At 66.9% G+C, this 17,132-nt stretch carries 15 protein-coding genes; 8 read left to right on the top strand and 7 right to left on the bottom strand.

What is annotated here, in order from left to right:
- The first annotated feature begins 69 nt into the window (after nucleotides 1-69).
- The 4 genes from QFZ41_RS12910 to QFZ41_RS12895 are packed head-to-tail and all read left to right on the top strand — an operon-like array spanning nucleotide 70 to nucleotide 4,700.
- Nucleotides 70-1,563 (top strand): LysM peptidoglycan-binding domain-containing protein, encoded by a 1,494-nt coding sequence (locus QFZ41_RS12910; protein ID WP_429199138.1) that lies wholly within the window; start codon nucleotides 70-72, stop codon nucleotides 1,561-1,563.
- A gap of 3 nt (nucleotides 1,564-1,566) precedes the next feature.
- Nucleotides 1,567-2,265, top strand: a complete 699-nt coding sequence (locus QFZ41_RS12905; RefSeq protein WP_429199137.1) for an HAD family hydrolase — start codon at nucleotides 1,567-1,569, stop codon at nucleotides 2,263-2,265.
- Between the two features lie 35 nt (nucleotides 2,266-2,300).
- Entirely contained in the window at nucleotides 2,301-3,677 is a 1,377-nt protein-coding gene (locus QFZ41_RS12900; RefSeq protein WP_429199136.1) for a leucyl aminopeptidase family protein, read from the top strand.
- Nucleotides 3,678-3,698: 21 nt separating this feature from the next.
- Complete coding sequence (locus tag QFZ41_RS12895; RefSeq protein WP_429199135.1) at nucleotides 3,699-4,700, top strand: alpha/beta fold hydrolase; 1,002 nt, start codon at nucleotides 3,699-3,701, stop codon at nucleotides 4,698-4,700.
- 367 nt (nucleotides 4,701-5,067) lie between these two features.
- Here the strand turns inward: QFZ41_RS12895 and QFZ41_RS12890 are convergent, their stop codons facing one another.
- The 5 genes from QFZ41_RS12890 to pdsR all read right to left on the bottom strand — a co-directional run bounded on the left by QFZ41_RS12890 (nucleotide 5,068) and on the right by pdsR (nucleotide 11,188).
- On the bottom strand, nucleotides 5,068-5,553 hold the full coding sequence (locus QFZ41_RS12890; protein ID WP_429199134.1) for a DUF4019 domain-containing protein: 486 nt from the start codon (nucleotides 5,551-5,553) through the stop codon (nucleotides 5,068-5,070).
- Nucleotides 5,554-5,767: 214 nt separating this feature from the next.
- On the bottom strand, nucleotides 5,768-6,427 hold the full coding sequence (locus QFZ41_RS12885; RefSeq protein ID WP_429199133.1) for a chorismate--pyruvate lyase family protein: 660 nt from the start codon (nucleotides 6,425-6,427) through the stop codon (nucleotides 5,768-5,770).
- Nucleotides 6,428-6,566: 139 nt separating this feature from the next.
- Nucleotides 6,567-8,042 carry an anthranilate synthase component I gene (trpE, locus tag QFZ41_RS12880; protein ID WP_429199132.1) on the bottom strand — a complete coding sequence of 492 codons (1,476 nt, stop codon included), beginning with the start codon at nucleotides 8,040-8,042 and terminating at the stop codon, nucleotides 6,567-6,569.
- A 256-nt stretch (nucleotides 8,043-8,298) separates the two neighbouring features.
- Nucleotides 8,299-10,296, bottom strand: a complete 1,998-nt coding sequence (locus QFZ41_RS12875; protein ID WP_429199131.1) for an ATP-binding protein — start codon at nucleotides 10,294-10,296, stop codon at nucleotides 8,299-8,301.
- Between the two features lie 202 nt (nucleotides 10,297-10,498).
- Nucleotides 10,499-11,188, bottom strand: coding sequence for a proteobacterial dedicated sortase system response regulator (pdsR, locus tag QFZ41_RS12870; RefSeq protein WP_429199130.1), 690 nt, complete (start codon nucleotides 11,186-11,188; stop codon nucleotides 10,499-10,501).
- Nucleotides 11,189-11,455: 267 nt separating this feature from the next.
- Between pdsR and QFZ41_RS12865 the strand changes: the two genes are divergently transcribed.
- The 4 genes from QFZ41_RS12865 to QFZ41_RS12850 all read left to right on the top strand — a co-directional run bounded on the left by QFZ41_RS12865 (nucleotide 11,456) and on the right by QFZ41_RS12850 (nucleotide 15,115).
- The gene (locus tag QFZ41_RS12865; protein ID WP_429199129.1) at nucleotides 11,456-12,067 is read left to right on the top strand and encodes a glutathione S-transferase family protein; all 612 of its coding nucleotides are present in this window, start codon (nucleotides 11,456-11,458) and stop codon (nucleotides 12,065-12,067) included.
- Nucleotides 12,068-12,099: 32 nt separating this feature from the next.
- Nucleotides 12,100-12,648: a pyridoxamine 5'-phosphate oxidase family protein gene (locus tag QFZ41_RS12860; protein ID WP_429199128.1), complete on the top strand. Its 549-nt coding sequence runs from the start codon at nucleotides 12,100-12,102 to the stop codon at nucleotides 12,646-12,648.
- Nucleotides 12,573-14,174, top strand: a complete 1,602-nt coding sequence (locus QFZ41_RS12855; RefSeq protein ID WP_429199127.1) for a pyridoxamine 5'-phosphate oxidase family protein — start codon at nucleotides 12,573-12,575, stop codon at nucleotides 14,172-14,174. Before QFZ41_RS12860 ends, QFZ41_RS12855 begins: the two co-directional genes overlap by 76 nt.
- 68 nt (nucleotides 14,175-14,242) lie before the next feature.
- Nucleotides 14,243-15,115: a LysR family transcriptional regulator gene (locus QFZ41_RS12850; RefSeq protein ID WP_429199126.1), complete on the top strand. Its 873-nt coding sequence runs from the start codon at nucleotides 14,243-14,245 to the stop codon at nucleotides 15,113-15,115.
- A gap of 452 nt (nucleotides 15,116-15,567) precedes the next feature.
- Here QFZ41_RS12850 and QFZ41_RS12845 read toward each other — a convergent pair whose 3' ends face one another.
- A complete protein-coding gene (locus QFZ41_RS12845; RefSeq protein WP_429199125.1) occupies nucleotides 15,568-16,314 on the bottom strand; it encodes a hypothetical protein in 747 nt (248 codons plus the stop codon).
- A gap of 75 nt (nucleotides 16,315-16,389) precedes the next feature.
- The gene (gene rpe, locus QFZ41_RS12840) at nucleotides 16,390-17,079 is read right to left on the bottom strand and encodes a ribulose-phosphate 3-epimerase (RefSeq protein WP_429199124.1); all 690 of its coding nucleotides are present in this window, start codon (nucleotides 17,077-17,079) and stop codon (nucleotides 16,390-16,392) included.
- Between the last annotated feature and the right edge of the window lie 53 nt (nucleotides 17,080-17,132).

The following is a 17,132-nucleotide window of genomic DNA, read 5'->3' as shown; positions in this document are numbered from 1 at the left end:
GGGCCCCCGATGGCCCACAATTGCGGCCTTGTTTGCCTACCCCGTCCCATCCCGAGGTTCTTGCCGTCCATGTCTCTTCGTTTCGCGCGACTGTTCACCGCCACGCTGATCGGCCTTAGCGCCTCCGCCACCGTTCTTGCCGCGGGACCGCAACTGGTCTGGCGCGGAGACATCACCACTGCCCGCGGCGTGGTCACCGACGTCGCCAAGGCGTGGGAAAAGGCAGGCAAGGGCAAGATCGAACTGCAACCCTTCAACACCGCCTCCGGCATCGACGCGGTCGCCAAGGGCTCCGCCGACCTCGCCGGTTCGGCCCGCCCCGGCATCGGTGGCGCCGAGCAGTCGCTCACCTTCACCCCGGTCGCATGGGATGCGCTGGTGATGGTGACCTACCCGTCGAACCCGGTCAGCAACATCACGCTCAAGCAGCTCCATGAGATCTACATGGGGCACATCACCAACTGGAAGGAACTCGGTGGCAACGACGCCCCGATCAACCTCTACGCGGTGGCCAGCCCGGGCGATGGCGTGGAATACAGCCTGCGCAAGCTGCTGTTCGGCCGCGGCAACCAGCCGGTGGCCGCGCCGCGCCTCTACGTGAACGTGGCCAAGCTCGAAGAGGGTGTCACCCTCGACAAGCAAGGCCTCGGCGCCACCACGCTCGCCGGCGCATCGTCGAACAAGAAGGTGAAGATCCTCTCCATCGACGGCGTCGCGCCCTCGGTGTCGACGGTCGGCAGCGGTACCTACCCGCTGTACACCGAGCTCTATCTGGTCAGCAACGAAGCCGGCCCGAAGGCCGCGGAAGTGAAGGAGTTCATCACCTTCCTCACCTCGAGCCAGGGCAGCTCGCTGCTGCGCTCGCACAGCCTCATCCCGTACGCCGATGGCATGGCCCTCGCCTCGAAGGATGCCGCCCGCCGTGCCGCCATCGCTTCCACCGTCGGCACGCGTGCCAACGTGGGTCAGGCGATGACCACGCCGACCGCCGTCGCCGCCGCGCCGGCCGCCGTTGCCGCGAAGGAAACCGCGCTGGCCAAGGCCCAGGTCGCCGGCAAGGGCGCCAAGGCCGCGAAGGAGACCAAGGCATCGGTCGCCACCACGGCCGAGCCGTCGCAGTTCGCCAAGGTGGTCGCCAGTGTCAGCACCACGGCGCACATGGGCTTCGCGGGCGTGCGCTCGGATGCCTTCACCGCTTCGGACAACGCCAAGGTCGGCGGCAAGTTCGCCAAGGTACTGGCCGACGCGGTCACCGTGAAGGGCAAGCCGGTGGCGAAGCCCGTCGTCGCCGCGCCGGCCGACGCCTCGGAGAAGTCCACGGCCGTCACCACGCCGAAGGTCGCCGAGGCCAAGCCCGCCGCGAAGGCCGCGAAGCCGGTGGCGAAGGCCGCGGAAGAGAAGAAGCCGGCCGCCGCGTCGCGCACCTACAAGGTGGCGCCGGGCGACACGCTCTACTCCATCGCCAGGAAGAACTCGGTCGACGTGAACAAGCTGCGCGCCATGAACGGCCTGAAGGACAACAACGTCCGCCTTGGCCAGGTGCTCAAAGTGGGCGCCCGCTAAGCAGTGCCCGTCCGCGCCGTATCGCTCGATCTCGACGACACCCTGTGGCCGGTGCTTCCGGCCCTGATCGAAGCCGAGCACTGCGTCGACCGCTGGCTCCGTCAGCACCACCCCGATGTCGCAAACGCATGGCCGATCGAGGCCATGCGTGAGCTTCGCGAGAAGATCGCACGGGAACACACCCATCTCTCCCACGATTTCAGCGAACAGCGCCGGTTGACCATCCGCCACGCCTTCGCCGCCTGCGGTATCGACGACGCGCCGGTCGACGAGTTGTGGCGCATCTATTTCGCCGCCCGCAACAACGTGGAGTTGTACCCCGACACCTTGTCCGCGCTCGAACGCATCGCGGGGCACGTGCCGCTGGTGAGCATCTCCAACGGCAACGCCGACCTCGAAGTGATCGGCCTTCACCACTTCTTCCATACCCGCCTCAACGCCAGCGGCGTCGGCGTGGCCAAGCCGCACCCGCAGATTTTCCTGGCCGCGGCGGAAGCGCTGGGCGTCCCGCCGGCCGACATTCTTCACGTAGGTGACGATCCGTTGCTCGACGTGGTGGGTGCGCGCGAAGCGGGAATGCGTACGGTTTGGCTCAACCGCACGGGCGAGCGCTGGTCGCACGGACCCACGCCGGATCTCGAATTCCCCGACATGACATCGCTTGCGGACTGGATTGAAGCGTCGGCCTCGACGGACGGCTAGAATGGGCGTTCACCGATAGAGGTACGGGAGTCCTGATGGCGCCGCTGATCGAACGCAAATCCGGAAAACGTACGGCCATTCCCATCGAGATGGTCGATGTCGCCGGCATGCTCGCCACCGAAGCGCGCCTGGACGATGTGCAACGCCAATGGCTGGCGACCACCGCGTTCCGCCCGATGCCTGGCGCGCTCACCGTGCTGCCGGACGCTCGTGGCGGCATCACGCGCGTGCTGGTCGGCGTGGATCGCGGCAACCCGCTGGCCGCCCTCGGCGCCCTGCCCTATCGCCTGCCGCAAGGCACGTACGAGTTGGCACCGGAAGGCGTGATCGACGATCGCGACCTCGTCGCCCTCGGCTGGGCGCTCGGCGCCTATCGCTTCGACCGTTATCGCGCCAGCGACCGGCCACCCGCGCAACTGGTGGTCGACGCCGCCACACTGCGTACGCTGCAGCCGGTGATCGATGCCACCTGGCAGGTGCGCGATCTGGTGAACACGCCTACCGAGGACATGGGCCCGGAGGATCTCGCCAAGGCCATCCACGCGCACGCCGCCGAGCACAAGGCGAAGGTGCGCGAATGGGTGGGCGACGAGTTGCTCGAAGCGAACTTCCCCACGATCCATGCGGTGGGCCGCGCGAGCCATCGTCCGCCGCGCCTCATCGAACTCACCTGGGGCAAGAATTCCAACCCGAAACTCGTGCTGATCGGCAAGGGCGTGTGCTTCGACACGGGCGGCCTGGACATCAAGCCGTCCGACGGCATGCGCTGGATGAAGAAGGACATGGGTGGCGCGGCGCATGCCATCGCGCTGGCCGGCCTGGTCATGAGGGCGAAGCTGCCGGTGCGGCTCACGCTGCTGGTGCCCGCCGTGGAAAACGCGATCGCCGGCAACGCCATGCGTCCGGGCGAAGTCATCCGCACGCGCGCCGGCCACACGGTGGAGGTGGACAACACCGACGCCGAGGGCCGTCTGGTGCTATGCGATGCCATCGCCTATGCCGCCGAACAGGCGCCCGACCTGATCGTCGATTTCGCGACGCTGACCGGGGCGGCCCGCGTGGCGCTGGGGCCTGAATTGCCCGCACTGTTCACCAACCGCGACCAGCTCGCCGATCACGTGATCGGCGCCGCCGAATTCACGCAGGACCCGCTGTGGCGCCTGCCGCTGTGGCGGCCATACCGGCGCATGCTCGAATCCTACGTGGCCGATTTCGCCAACGCGGGGCCGTCGCGCCATGCAGGCGCGATCACGGCCGCGCTATACCTCGAGCGCTTCCTGCCGGACAGCCAGAACTGGATGCACCTGGACACCTATTCGTGGAACGACGGGGATCGCCCCGCGCATCCGCGTGGTGGCGAGGCGCAGGGCCTGCGCGCGTTCTTCCGTTTCCTGTCCGAACGCTATTCCTGATGCCCTTGCGGGAGAGATGCGATGCGTCGTTTCGTGTTCGCCAGCCTGCTGCTCGCGCTCAGCGCGCCCGCCGTTGCGGAGGACACGCCGAAGGTGGAAGCCTTAGGCGCGCGGCTGGAGCGCGCGACGTATCCCTACCCCGTCACGATGTTCCCCGTGAAGAGCCAGGGCCGCTCGCTGGAGATGGCCTACATGGACGTGAAGCCGGACCACGCGAACGGCCGCACCGCCGTGCTGCTGCACGGCAAGAACTTCTGCGGGCCGTATTGGCGGGCGACGGCGGAGCACCTGCGCGCGCAGGGTTATCGCGTGGTCATTCCCGATCAGGTCGGCTTCTGTAAATCGTCCAAGCCGCGCGACTATCAGTACAGCTTCCACCAGCTCGCCGCCAATACGCATGCCTTGCTCGCCAGCCTCGGCGTCGACAAGGTAACCGTGATCGCGCATTCCATGGGCGGCATGGTGGGCACGCGCTACGCGCTGATGTATCCGCAGGGCGTGGAGAAGCTGGTACTCGTCGACCCGATCGGCCTGGAAGACTGGAAGGCCAAAGGCGTGCCGTGGCGTAGCGTGGACGACTGGTATGCGAGCGAACTGAAGACCTCGTACGCGACGATCAAGGCGTACCAATTGAAGGTCTACTACGGCGGCACCTGGAAGCCGGACTACGACCCGTGGGTGCTGATGCAGGCGGGCATGTACGAGGGCGACGGACGCGAGACCTCCGCGTGGGCCGGCGCGCTCACTTACGACATGATCTATACGCAACCGGTGGTCTACGAGTTTCCGGACATCCGCGTGCCTACGGTGTTGATCATCGGCCAGCGCGATCGCACCGCGATCGGCAAGGACGCCGCACCCGCCGACGTGGCGGCGAAGCTGGGCGATTATCCGGCGTTGGGAAAAGAAGCCGCGTCGCGCATCCCCGGGGCGAAGCTGATCCCGCTGGAAGGCCTGGGCCACTCACCGATGATCGAGGCACCGGAGCGCTTCTACAAAGCGCTGGACGAGGCGCTGCACTAGCCCTCCCGATGCCACCCGGCGACTATTAAGAAACCGGGTGGGAAGCGCGCTAGCGCGCGACAGCTCTCCCCCACACCTTGCAAAAGCATCGCGGCCAAGGCCGCTTCCCACCACCCCCGCCGAATCTCACCCCAACCAAAACCGGGTGGGAAGCGCGCTAGCGCGCGATAGCTCTTCCCTACACCTTACAAAAGCATCGCGGCCAAGGCCGCTTCCCACCACCCCGCCGAGTCTCACCCCGAACCAAAAACCGGGTGGGAAGCGCGCTAGCGCGCGACAGCTCTTCCCCACACCTTGCAAAAGCATCGCGGCCTAGGCCGCTTCCCACCCTCTTCGTGGCACTCTCTAAAGGTGGATCGACCTTCGACTACTGCACGAACGGGATCTCCCGCTGCACCGGGCGGATGACATAACCGACCGGTAGCCATCCCGTGCCACCGGGCGCAAGAGACACCGTTTCGAACAGCACCGCGCGGGTGTAGTGGGCCACGAAGATCACGTTGAGGTAATCGCCGGCCGGTAGCCCCACCGGATCGCGCACCCGCGTCACCTCGAACCATTCACGGCCGACGAGCAAACCGCGATCCACGCGGATCTTGCGCAGATAACGCACCCATTCGGGACGCGAGACGAGCTTCTGCATCATGGCGCCGGCTTCGAGCCACATGGCGTCCGCGCGACGTCCGTCGGACATGCGGACCCAATGGGTGGCGCAACTGACCGCGTTGTCGAGCGAGTTCGGCTGCGGGCCGAGGCGCGGCGCGTTGCTGATGCTCAGCAGCGAGGCGAAAGCCTTCGTGCCGGGAATGCCGGCCGCGGGAATTTTTCGTGCGGGTGCCGGCACCGAGGACATGGCGCGTTCTCCGTCATGGGGTCTCAGCTTCCGGCGCCAGGCGGCCGGTGCCAAGTCGGCCGGAAGGGATACGCGGTTGGTGGGGGGGCGGCGGGGTTGCCGCGCTGGCGCGCGGATCGCCGACAAGGTCGGCTCCCACCAGCGTGAGGGAGCTTGGTGGGAGCCGACCTTGTCGGCGATAGCTGGCTTGTGTGGGAGCCGACTTTGTCGACGATCAGCGCCGCCCGAAGGCGAGGACTTCGGACGTATAGGTCTCCACCACGAGGCTAAACGGCTGGTTCGCCTCCGTATACAGCACCGCCCTGTGCCGCAGCACCTCATGCGGAATGGCCAACGCCCCCTTATGCGGCGGCGGCAGCGGCGCATCCATCTCCCAACCCGCGGGCAACGGCGACCACAACAAGTCGGCGCTGATCGTCTGCCGGCGGAAGTGCAGCGCCTGCACCACCTTGCCGAACGGCTGATCGGTGGTGTCGAGGATCTGGTTCATTTCCGGGGTGAGCCGCGCGGGCACGTACCAGTTGTCCGCTTCGGACAGCACGTGCTCGCCGCAGGCCAACTGCACGCGGCGATAGCGCACCGGCTCGTCCGGACCGATGCCCAGCGCTGCCCGCTCGTCGTCGGGCAGCGGTTTGTCCTGCCCCTTCACGCGCCGCGCGACGATCTTCACGTCCGGCGCCAGCGCATGCGCGCCGCACCAGCGTTCCAGCGTCAGCGTGGCACTGGGATGGCTGAGCAGATCGGCGTTGAGCGACTGCAACAGCGCCAGCGCCTGCGTGCGCGAAGTGACATCGTCCGTCCACGGCTCGCGCGCTTGCGCGGTGGCCGCCATGACGGCGAGGGAGGTGGCGGCGATGATCGTTCGGGTGTTCATGGATTAGGGACCTTGGAGGGAAGGCATCGCCGCTGAAGCGGCTCCCACATGACCGGGGGCTAGCTCATGATGAGACTAGCTTCCTCATGATTGGGCTGCCTGCTGCATGAATGAGTTAGCTTCGCGCTGGCGCATCACGTCAGAGGCCCTTGGCGGCCTGTGCGACGGCGCGGAAAAGGGCGCGGCCCTTGTTCATGGTCTCTTCCCACTCAGCGGCCGGATCGGAGTCGTAGACGACGCCGCCGCCGGCCTGCACGTGCAGACGGCCGTCCTGGATCACCGCGGTGCGGATCGCGATCGCGGTGTCCGCGTCGCCCCACCAGCCGAGGTAGCCGATGGCGCCCGCGTAAATGTTGCGCTTGAACGGTTCGAGCTCCTGGATGATCTCCAGCGCGCGGATCTTGGGCGCGCCGCTGACCGTGCCCGCCGGGAACGCTGCCTTCAGGACATCCATATACGAGAGATCGTCTCGGATATCGCCTTCCACCTGGGAGACGATGTGCATCACGTGCGAGTAGCGCTCGACCACGAAGGAATCGGTGAGCTCCACCGTGCCGGTCTTGCTCACGCGGCCCACGTCGTTGCGGCCGAGGTCGATCAGCATGAGGTGCTCGGCGCGCTCCTTCGCATCGGCGAGCAGTTCAGTCTCGAGCGCCACGTCTTCCGCTTCGTCCTTCCCACGACGGCGCGTGCCGGCGATCGGACGCAGCACCACGCGGCCGTTCTTCAGGCGCACGAGGATCTCCGGCGACGAACCGACGATCTGCGTCGAGCCGATGTCGATGAAGTACATGTACGGCGACGGGTTCATCGCGCGCAACGCGCGATAGACATCCACGGGGCGCGCATTGAAACCGATGCTCAGGCGCTGCGAGGGCACCACCTGGAAGATGTCGCCGGCGCGGATGTATTCCTGCGCCTTGCGCACCGTTTCTTCGTATTCCTCGCGCGTGAAGGATGATTTGAAATCGGATTCGTCGAGCGCTTCCGGCTGCAGCATCTGCGGGTACGAGACGCCGCTCTGGCGCAGGCGGAAGGCCAGCGCGTCGAGGCGGCGCGATGCCTCGGCATAGGCTTGCGGCTTCGCGGGATCGGCGTGGACGATGAGGTAGAGACGTCCCTTCAGGTTGTCGAAGACGGCCACTTCGTCCGCGAGCATCAGCAGCACGTCGGGCGTGCCCAGCTCGTCCTTCTTGTCCCACTGGGCGAGGCGCTTCTCGATGTAGCCGATGGTTTCGAAACCGAAGTAACCCACGAGTCCGCCGGTGAAGTCCGGCAGGCCGGGCAGCTTGGGTACGTCGTACTGCTTGCGCAGGATCTCGATCTCGGCGAGCGGATCGTCGAGGTGGCGGCGCTCGACCACTTCGCCGTTGTCCTCGACTTCCAGTTCATGCCCGCGCAGGCGATACACGCGGCGCGCCGGCAGGCCGATGATCGAATGACGTCCCCAGGTGGCCCCACCTTCCACGGATTCGAACAGGAAGGTGTACGGGCCATCGGCGAGCTTGAGGTACACCGACAGCGGCGTGTCGAGGTCGGAGAAGACCTCGCGCACCAGCGGAATCCGGGTATGGCCCTGTGCGGCGTAGGCGTCGAACTGTTCGCGGGAGATCATCGGGCGATGGGGGCGTTGGGGTGATCGCCGATTGTAGCCGCTCTGATGGGAGCCGACTCGGGAGAAAGCCGCTTCGCTGGGAGCCGCTTCGGTGGGAGCCGACCCTGTCGGCGATGGGTGCTTGCCGTAACCCGGCCCGCTGCCGCGGGATCGCCGACAAGGTCGGCTCCCACCAGAGCAGCTCCACCCTCGCACCAGAGCAGCTCCACCCTCCCACCAGAGCAGCTCCACCCTCGCAGCAGAGCGGCTCTAACCCTCAGCCGAGGCGTTGGCGGGGGAGTCCTTTCAGGTGGAGGGTGAAGGCGACGCCGTCGTCGAGATTCCGGGCGCTGGCACTGCCCTGATGACGCTCGGCGACGAGGCGCACCACGTACAGACCCAGGCCCAGGTGCGGCGCGTCGCCGGGCGTGGCCTTGTCGCGCAGGCTGACCAGAGAGTCGAACAGGCGCCCCTGCATCGCCGCGGGCAGCGGCGGGCCCTGGTTCGATAGTTCGATGTCGGCGCCTTCCGCCGTGGGGCGCAAGGCGATGCGTAGCCAGCCACCGGGGGGCGTGAACGACAGCGCGTTATCGAAGAGCTTGTCCAGCGCCTGCGCGATCAACTCTGGCGACACATGCATGAAGACCGGCGCGGCGGGCAGCTCGGCCTCCAGGCGGCGGTCGCCGGCCAGCCCGCGATACCCCTCGGCGCATCCACGCACGATGTCGGCGAGATCCACGTCCTCGGCCTCCGCCGAGGCGATGGCGCGCTCCATGCGGCTGGCTTCGCTCATCGCGCGGACCAGTGCGCCGAGCCGCGCCACGCCATCGCGTGCGCGGGCCAGGTAGGGCTCCGCCTCGGCCGGCAGGCCCGCGTGGTCGAGGTTGTCCAGCGAGGATTTCACGATGGCCAGCGGCGTGTTCAGTTCGTGCGAGAGCTTCGACGCCAGCGTGCGCAGGTAATCGGTGTACCCGCCCACCACTTCGAACAGGCGCGCGAAGCTGCGCGCGAGATCGCCCAGTTCGTCGGTGGCATCGGTCAGCGGGAACGGCCCGTCGAGGCGGCCATCGTTGTCCTGCGCGCGCTCGGCGGCGTTGCGCAGACGGCGAAGCCGGAAGGTGAGCCGCGTGGCGAACAGCAACAGCACGCCGCCAGCGATGAGCAACACGGCGAAGCTGGTGAGCAACAGCCCGAACAAGGCGCGATTGGCGAGCAGCGGCACCGCGCGGCTGGGCTGTTCGAGCAGCACCACGCCGTGCAACGCGCCGCGCATCTGGATCGGCATCGCGGCGGCGAGCACCACGCTGCCGCGCGCCTCGCCCGCGCGCCACGCCGTGGCCGGCTTGCCTTGCAGCGCTTCGCGCACTTCGGGGAGGTCGATGCGCGGGGCATCTTCAGCCCAGGCGCTTTCGTCATCGAGACGCGTCGCCAGCAGCGAGCGGTACACCAGCGACGCGAACCAGCCCGGACGTTCCGCCGCGGGCAGGTCGGGCAATTCGAGCTTGCCACTCTGCGCCACCAGCCAGGCATCCGCGGACAGCACACGCACGCGCACACCATCCGGCGCGAGCCTCGCCACTTCCTGCGAGAGCGATGGAGAGAAGTCCAGCAATGGCCGGCTCTCGGCGGTGAGCGGTTCGTTGTCGCCGTCCGCGATGACGTGCACGCCCAGGCCGAAGCGGTCGAGGCGCAGGCCCTTCGGCAGGCGGAACTCCACGCGGAAACCACTGCCGTCTTCCTGCCATTGCGCGTTGATGCGGTCAGGCAAGACGCCGGCTTCCGCGTCGAGCGCGATGGCGGTGGTGGGGCCGGGGGCGGCGCTGGCCATGAGGTAGCGCTGCACGTCTTCGCCGCTGGCGATCGACACAATGAGGTGATCGGCGTTGAGGACGAGGCGATCGCCGGCATCGGCGCGTCGACGGTGCGTGGCGCGTACGTCGACGTAAAAGTAGAGCCAGTGGTCGTCCTCGGCGAGCATCACGCGCGCGTTCTTGCCGAAGCCTTGCGCCCATGGGCTGAGGGATGCCCAGTCGTCGGCGTAGCCGTCCACGGTGATCGGCACGGGGGTGTGCTGGAGATACCAGGCGGCGCCGGCGGGCGGCAGTGGCGCGTCGACCACCACGAGGCTGCGTGCCATGGCGCGCGCGGAGGCGACGAGGGCCTGCGCCTGGCCTTCGCGCAGGAGCGTTTCCATCTGGCGCACGTAGAGCCACCCGGCGATGGGCAACGCCAGGGTGCAGAGGGCGACGAGGAGGAGTTTCTGGCGGAGGGTCATGGGGAGAGCATCGCCGACAGGGTCGGCTCCCACCGGATGGCCCGCCGCTGGGAGGAGAGCTTCGCCGACAAGGTCGGCTCCCACCGGATGGCCCGCCGCTGGGAGGAGAGCATCGCCGACAGGGTCGGCTCCCACCAGGCTCCGCCTGCTGGTGGACTCGCGGTTGTTTGGTGGGAGCCGACCCTGTCGGCGATACGGTGTATCACGGCGTCCAGCGATACCCCACGCCGTGCACCGTTTCGATCGCGTCGAAATCCGGCGCCAGCGCCACGAACTTCTTGCGGATGCGCTTGATGTGCGACGTGATCGTCGCGTCGTCCACCACCAGTTCCGCCTCGCGCATCAGCTGGTCGCGATTCTTCACATGGCCGGGAAAACGCACCAGCGTGTGCACCATCCAGAATTCCGTGACGGTGAGCGGAATCTCGATGCCATTCCACTGCACACGCATGCGCTCCGATTCCAGCTTCAACGGCCCGTGCTCGATCACCGTCTCGCTCGCGGTCGGCGCCTTCAGCGATTCGATGCGGCGGAACAGCGCCGCGATGCGCGCGGCCAGCTGGTGCAGGCTGGTGTCCTTGGACAGGTAATCGTCCGCGCCCAGGCGCAGCCCCGAGATCACGTCGAAGTCCGAGTCGCGCGCGGTCAGGAAGATGATCGGCAGCGTGGCCGACTTCGCGCGCAGTTCGCGGCACAGGTCGAAACCGCCCTCGGGCTCGTCGCCCAGGCCGATATCGATGATCACCAGTTCGGGCAGGCGCATGGCGAAGGCCAGCGAGGCCTCCGCGCGCGAGCCATAACCACGCGTTTCGTAACCGAAGCGGTTCAGCGCCTCCACGTAGTTGGCGCGGATGAGCGGTTCGTCTTCGACGATGGCGATGCTGCGGGCCATGGGGCATTCCGTTGGAGTGTGGATCGGCGTGCGCAGGGTGCTATGGGGGGCGCCCGCTCCGCAAGGGCGCGGGCGCGATTGCCCGCGTTTCGCCCCTTCTTGCGCCGGTGGCGAGCCGGAATGGGACCCCGTAGGCGTGCCCGGCCATTATTCCACCCAGTGAAATGATGAAGTGTCAAACCAGGTGATTCTCATCAAGAGCAGGGTAACGCACTCTGGCCACGCGGTACGGGAATGGGCCCGGCCGGACTCACTCAGGACACCGACATGAAGCTTTATCACCATCCGCTGTCAGGCCACTCGCACCGCGCACGGCTATTCGTCTCCCTGCTGGGCCTTCCCCATGAACTGGTCGAAGTCGACCTCATGGCCGGTGCGCACAAGACCCCGGAATACCTGAAGCTCAACCCGTTCGGCCAGGTGCCGCTGCTGGACGACGATGGCGTGGTCGTCGCCGATTCCAACGCGATCCTCGTGTACCTGGCCAAGAAGGCCGGCCGCACCGACTGGTTGCCGGAAGATCCGGCGGGTGCCTCGGCCGTCCAGCGCTGGCTGTCCGTGGCCGCGGGTGACGTCGCCTACGGTCCCGCCGCGGCACGACTCATCACGGTGTTCGGGGCGAAGTACGACGCTAACGAAGTGATCGCCCGCGCCCATGTCCTCCTGAAGCGACTGGAAAGCCGTCTGTCGGAGCAGGACTGGCTGGCGAGCGAGCGTCCGACCATCGCCGACGTCGCCCTCTACAGCTATATCGCGCGGGCGCCGGAAGGAAATGTCGACCTCTCCGACTACCCAGCCGTCAAAGACTTCCTGCGCCGGATCGAGAACCTGCCCGGTTTCGTCCCCTTCGCCCGGACCCCGGTCGGCCTCGCCGCCTGACAGCGCCCCCCGCGCCCGCACAGGACATCGCCATGACCGCGTCATTGAAAAAGCTGCCGACATGGCACGAGGGCGAGACCTTCATCCAGGAGAAGGTGGGCGTGGCCGAGCGCATGGCCGCCGTCGGCCAGCGCGCGGTGCGCGACTTCATGCCCGACCAGCACCGCGCGTTCTACGAACAGCTTCCCTTCGTGGTGCTGGGCAGCGTGGACGCCCACGGCGACCCCTGGGCCACGCTACTCGCGGGCACGCTGGGTTTCATGTCCTCGCCGAACCCCACGACGCTGGACATCGCCCTCCGGCCTGACCCGACCGATCCCGCGTCGGAAGGTGTGCGCGAGGGCGAGGCCATCGGCCTGCTCGGCATCGAGATGCATACGCGTCGCCGCAACCGCATGAACGGCTTCGTCGCGGTGCCCCCGGCCGGATCGGGATTCCGGGTCGATGTCGACCAGAGCTTCGGAAAAATTGCCCCCGCTACATCCAGCTCCGCGACGCCAGCTACGTGCGTGACCCTGCACTGCCATACAACGGCACCGTGGAAGAGTCGACGCAACTGGATGCCGGGGCGCGCGACATGATCGAGGCGGCGGACGCGTTCTTCGTCGCAACCTACGCGGATCGTGAGGACCGCCGCCAGGTCGACGTGTCGCATCGCGGCGGCAAGGCGGGTTTCGTCCGTATCGGCGAAGACGGCACGCTGACCGTTCCCGACTTCAATGGCAACCTTTTCTTCTCGACCCTCGGCAACATCGTGCTCAACGGCAAGGCGGGCCTCGTCTTCGTCGACGACAAAAAAGGCGACCTGCTGCAGATGACCGGCGATGCCGAAGTGATCCTCGACTCACCGGAGATCGCCGCGTTTCAGGGCGCGGAACGGCTGTGGACGTTCCGGCCGCGTCGTATCGTGCGGCGCGCTGGTGCCCTGCCGCTGCGCTGGACGTTCCGCGAGGACGGCTGGTCGCCGAGTTCCCTCATGACCGGCGATTGGAAACAGGCGGACGCCCGCTTGCACGCGGCGGCCCTCGTCACGCGGTGGCGCTCTTATAAAGTGACGCGGATCGTCGAGGAAAGCGCGTCGATCCGCTCGTTCCATTTGCAGCCGGATGACGGCGCGGGTCTGCTTTCCCACGCGGCCGGACAACACTTGCCCGTGCGCTTGACCGTGACAGGCACGGACAAGCCCGTCATCCGTACCTATACGCTATCCGTCGCGCCATCGGACGGCGTGTACCGCATCAGCGTGAAGCGTGACGGCGCGGTGTCGCGCCACCTGCACGACACGGTGAAGGTCGGCGACATCATCGAGGCGCGTGCACCCGATGGTGGCTTCACCATCGATCCGTACGAGACGAGGCCGGCGGTGCTTCTGGCGGCCGGCATAGGCGTCACGCCGTTGCTCGCGATGCTGCGTCACATCGTCTACGAAGGGCTGCGCAAGCAGCGCATGCGCCCGGTCTTCCTCTTCCAGGCCGCCCGCTCGAAGGCAGATCGGCCGTTCGACAAGGAGATCGCGACGCTCGTCGAAGCCGCGCAAGGCGCGGTGAAATGGATCCGCGTGCTGAGCGATACCTACGGCGCCGAAGAAGGCGTCGACTACGACGTGGCCGGGCGCATCGACATGGCCCTGCTGACACGCGTGCTGCCATTCAACGACCACGACTTCTACCTTTGCGGTCCGCCCGCTTTCACGCAGTCGCTCTACGATGGCTTGCGCAAGTTCGGCGTCGGCGACATGCGAATCCATGCGGAGGCGTTCGGCCCTTCGTCGTTGAAGCGAGCGGTGGATGCGGCCATCGCGGCACCGGTGCGACCTGCCGTATCGACGCAGCCCGTGCATGTCGCCTTCATGGATTCAATGAAGGAAGCGCGCTGGACGCCCGAGTCCGGCAGCCTGCTGGCCCTGGCGGAAGCGCGTGGCCTGGAGCCGGACTTCAGCTGCCGCGAAGGTACCTGCGGCACCTGCCGGACCAAGCTGCTCAAGGGATCGGTCACGTACCTCAAGGAACCAGCCGCACGCATCGCGGACGACGAGGTACTGATCTGCTGCGCGGTGCCCGCGGCGAGCGAGGGTGACGAGGAAAACCGCATCCAGCTGGCGCTCTGATGCCTCAGGCACGGGTGCTATCATCCCCGCGCAACGGCCGGGGGGAACGGATGGATCGCTGGCAAGCCATGCGCATCTTCGTAAAAGTGGCGGAGACGGAGAGCTTTTCCGAATCCGCGCGCCAGCTACGGATGAGCGCGCCGGCGGTGACACGCGCCATCGCCTCCCTCGAAGAACTCATCGGCGCACGTCTCTTCATACGCACCACGCGTTCGGTGAAGCTGACCGAACCGGGCAGCCGCTATCTCGACGATTGCCGCCGCATCCTGGCCGACATCGACGAGGCGGAAGCCGCCGCCGCGGGCTCGTACGCCACGCCCACGGGCACGCTTTCCATCACGGCATCGTTGTTGTTCGGGCAGATGTACGTGCTGCCGATCATGCACGAGTACCTCGAGACCTATCCCACGGCGTCCGGCAGTCTTCTGTTCGTGGACCGTCCCGTGAACATCGTCGAGGAAGGCATCGACGTGGCGGTGCGCATCGGCCATCTTCCGGATTCGGGGTTCTCCGCGGTCCAGGTCGGCTCGGTGCGGCGCGTGGTGTGTGGATCGCCGGAGTATTTCGAACGACACGGCGTTCCCCAGGCACCGGCGGATCTCAAGGATCACCGCATCGCCGTGTCGACCGGCGCGTGGACATCGCCGCACTGGCGCTTCGCGAACGACCACCGGGTGACGATCGACGCCTGGCTCCAGTGCAACACCAACGATGCCGCGATCGCGACCGCCACGGCGGGCCTCGCCCTGACCCGGGTGCTTCATTACCAGGTCGGTCCGGCCCTGCTCGACGACAGGCTCAGGGTGGTGCTCGCCGATTACGAAGAGCCGCCGTTGCCGATCCACGTGCTTCATCCGGAAGGGCGCCATGCGCCGGCCAAGGTACGCGCCTTCGTGGACCTGGCCGTGTCGCGTCTTCGCGGGAACCCGCTGCTCAACTGAGCACGGGGTTCGTCCCTGCACGAACTCTTTGCCTGCGATTTGCCATAAACGATCCGCGGATTGCCCCACCCGGGACGCTTCGCCCGCCGCGCGTGCCCTTCAAATGGCCATGACGGCGCGCCACCCGGCGCCGGAGGAGAACCCATGAATACCAAGCCCGACGCCGACAACACCGAACTGGACCGCGACTTCGAGCCGCTGCGCGTCGCCCTTGCCCTGGGCGCGCTGGTCCTGGGCCTGCTGTTCGGCCTGCACTGACGGGAGACGCACGCATGGATCTCTTCGACGACTTCGTGGAACCGGCCATGGAAGGCCTTGGGGCGATCGGCACGCATGGAAGCGCGCCGATCGCCGGGCCGGTGGAACCCGACCCGAACTGGCAACCCGTGTGATCGATTGAGGCTCCTTCACTCCCCCGGCCTGCTGGCCGGGGGAGCTTTTTCGTGCGTCTTTCAGTTGGACGACGAGGTGCGCGAAGCCACCTGGCTGACCGGCACCAGTTCCGCGTCGCCAACGAAGACGTGGCTGGCATAGCCATAGAAGTACATGGCTTTCTGCGTCTGCAGCATGCGGCCGAGCGAGAAGCCGGTCTGCAGCGGCGTATCGCCGGCAAGCCCCGCGAGGCCGTAAGGCACGGTCACGCCGTCGATGAACACACTGCCGCCGAAGTTGGTGGCCCAGGCGATCTGCTGGTATTCCCGGTCGAACCGGCGTTCCGCGCGGGGAGCGGCCACATCGTCCGCGTAGGTGCCCTTGAGTTCCTTCCAATAGGCGTTGGCCTGCGCCAGTTCTTCCGGCGTGACCTGCTTGTACGCGGAGATGAAGGTCGGCTCGTACGACGGGTCGTGGCGTTCGGCAGCCAGCGCCAGCCAGGCCAGGCCCAGCGGGCGGTTCTTCTCGGCATGATCGCCATTGAAGTACATGACCCCCAGCGCGTACTGCGCGGGTTTGCTGGCCCAGCGGGCGGCGTTCTTCAGGCTTTCGCGGGCCAGGCCTTCATTGCCGCTCCAGTAATTCCGGGCGGCGGAGCAGAAGTAATAGTCGCCGGGCAGGAAGCGCTCCAGGCCCCCGGGGCACGGCATCAGCGACTTGGACACGACGCTTTGCTGGTCCGGCAGGGGCTGTGGGCGTTCGCCCGCGGTGGCGGCGAGGGGCGCGGCGAGCGCCAGGGATAAGGCAACTACGGACAACGTCTTCATGAGCGCATCCTCCGAAAATCCCCCCGAGCGTACCAACGCTACCACGGTACTCTCTTTGCCGCCGTGAAACCTTCCTTAAGTTGACGCGGCATGATTGCCGTCGATCGCCGCGTGCATCCGGCGGATCACGTCGGCATAGTCCGGGGCGTTGAAGATGGCCGAACCCGCCACGAAGGTGTCCGCGCCCGCTGCCGCTATTTGGCCGATGTTGTCGGCGTTGACGCCGCCATCCACCTCGAGGCGGATCTTCCGGCCGCTGGCGTCGATGCGCTCGCGCACGTGGCGGATCTTGTCCAGCGCGCCGGGGATGAACTTCTGCCCGCCGAAACCCGGGTTCACCGACATGATCAGCACCATATCGATCTTGTCCATCACGTAGTCGAGCCAGTTCAGCGGCGTGGCCGGATTGAACACGAGGCCGGCCTCGCAGCCCTCACCCTGGATCAGCTGGATGGTGCGGTCGACGTGCTCGCTCGCCTCGGGGTGGAAGCTGATGCTGCGCGCGCCGGCCTTGGCGAAGTCGGGCACGATGCGGTCCACCGGCTTGACCATCAGGTGCACGTCGATGTGCTCGGTGATGCCGTAATCGCGCAGCGCCTTGAGCACCATCGGGCCGATGGTAAGGTTGGGCACGTAATGGTTGTCCATCACGTCGAAGTGCACCCATTGCGCGCCAGCGTCGAGGACCTTGCGCGTGTCCTCGCCGAGGCGGGCGAAGTCGGCCGAGAGGATGGACGGTGCGATGACGGGAGACTGCTTGGCCATGATGGGTACCGTGGTGTGACGGAAGGAGATCAGGGTATACGGTAGTCGTTAAA

The organism is Luteibacter sp. W1I16 (assembly GCF_050434905.1).
In the GTDB taxonomy this organism is placed as follows: Bacteria; Pseudomonadota; Gammaproteobacteria; order Xanthomonadales; family Rhodanobacteraceae; genus Luteibacter.
This window is presented reverse-complemented; position numbering and strand designations above follow the sequence as displayed.

What these genes read in the sequence shown, in the direction of transcription:
- QFZ41_RS12910 (WP_429199138.1), top strand. Translation starts at nt 70, where the DNA reads ATGTCTCTTCGTTTCGCGCGACTGTTCACCGCCACGCTGATCGGCCTT.
- QFZ41_RS12860 (WP_429199128.1), top strand. Translation starts at nt 12,100, where the DNA reads ATGACCGCGTCATTGAAAAAGCTGCCGACATGGCACGAGGGCGAGACC.
- QFZ41_RS12875 (WP_429199131.1), bottom strand. Translation starts at nt 10,296, where the DNA reads ATGACCCTCCGCCAGAAACTCCTCCTCGTCGCCCTCTGCACCCTGGCG.
- rpe (WP_429199124.1), bottom strand. Translation starts at nt 17,079, where the DNA reads ATGGCCAAGCAGTCTCCCGTCATCGCACCGTCCATCCTCTCGGCCGAC.
- QFZ41_RS12895 (WP_429199135.1), top strand. Translation starts at nt 3,699, where the DNA reads ATGCGTCGTTTCGTGTTCGCCAGCCTGCTGCTCGCGCTCAGCGCGCCC.
- QFZ41_RS12885 (WP_429199133.1), bottom strand. Translation starts at nt 6,427, where the DNA reads ATGAACACCCGAACGATCATCGCCGCCACCTCCCTCGCCGTCATGGCG.
- QFZ41_RS12845 (WP_429199125.1), bottom strand. Translation starts at nt 16,314, where the DNA reads ATGAAGACGTTGTCCGTAGTTGCCTTATCCCTGGCGCTCGCCGCGCCC.
- QFZ41_RS12850 (WP_429199126.1), top strand. Translation starts at nt 14,243, where the DNA reads ATGCGCATCTTCGTAAAAGTGGCGGAGACGGAGAGCTTTTCCGAATCC.
- trpE (WP_429199132.1), bottom strand. Translation starts at nt 8,042, where the DNA reads ATGATCTCCCGCGAACAGTTCGACGCCTACGCCGCACAGGGCCATACC.
- QFZ41_RS12890 (WP_429199134.1), bottom strand. Translation starts at nt 5,553, where the DNA reads ATGTCCTCGGTGCCGGCACCCGCACGAAAAATTCCCGCGGCCGGCATT.
- pdsR (WP_429199130.1), bottom strand. Translation starts at nt 11,188, where the DNA reads ATGGCCCGCAGCATCGCCATCGTCGAAGACGAACCGCTCATCCGCGCC.
- QFZ41_RS12900 (WP_429199136.1), top strand. Translation starts at nt 2,301, where the DNA reads ATGGCGCCGCTGATCGAACGCAAATCCGGAAAACGTACGGCCATTCCC.
- QFZ41_RS12865 (WP_429199129.1), top strand. Translation starts at nt 11,456, where the DNA reads ATGAAGCTTTATCACCATCCGCTGTCAGGCCACTCGCACCGCGCACGG.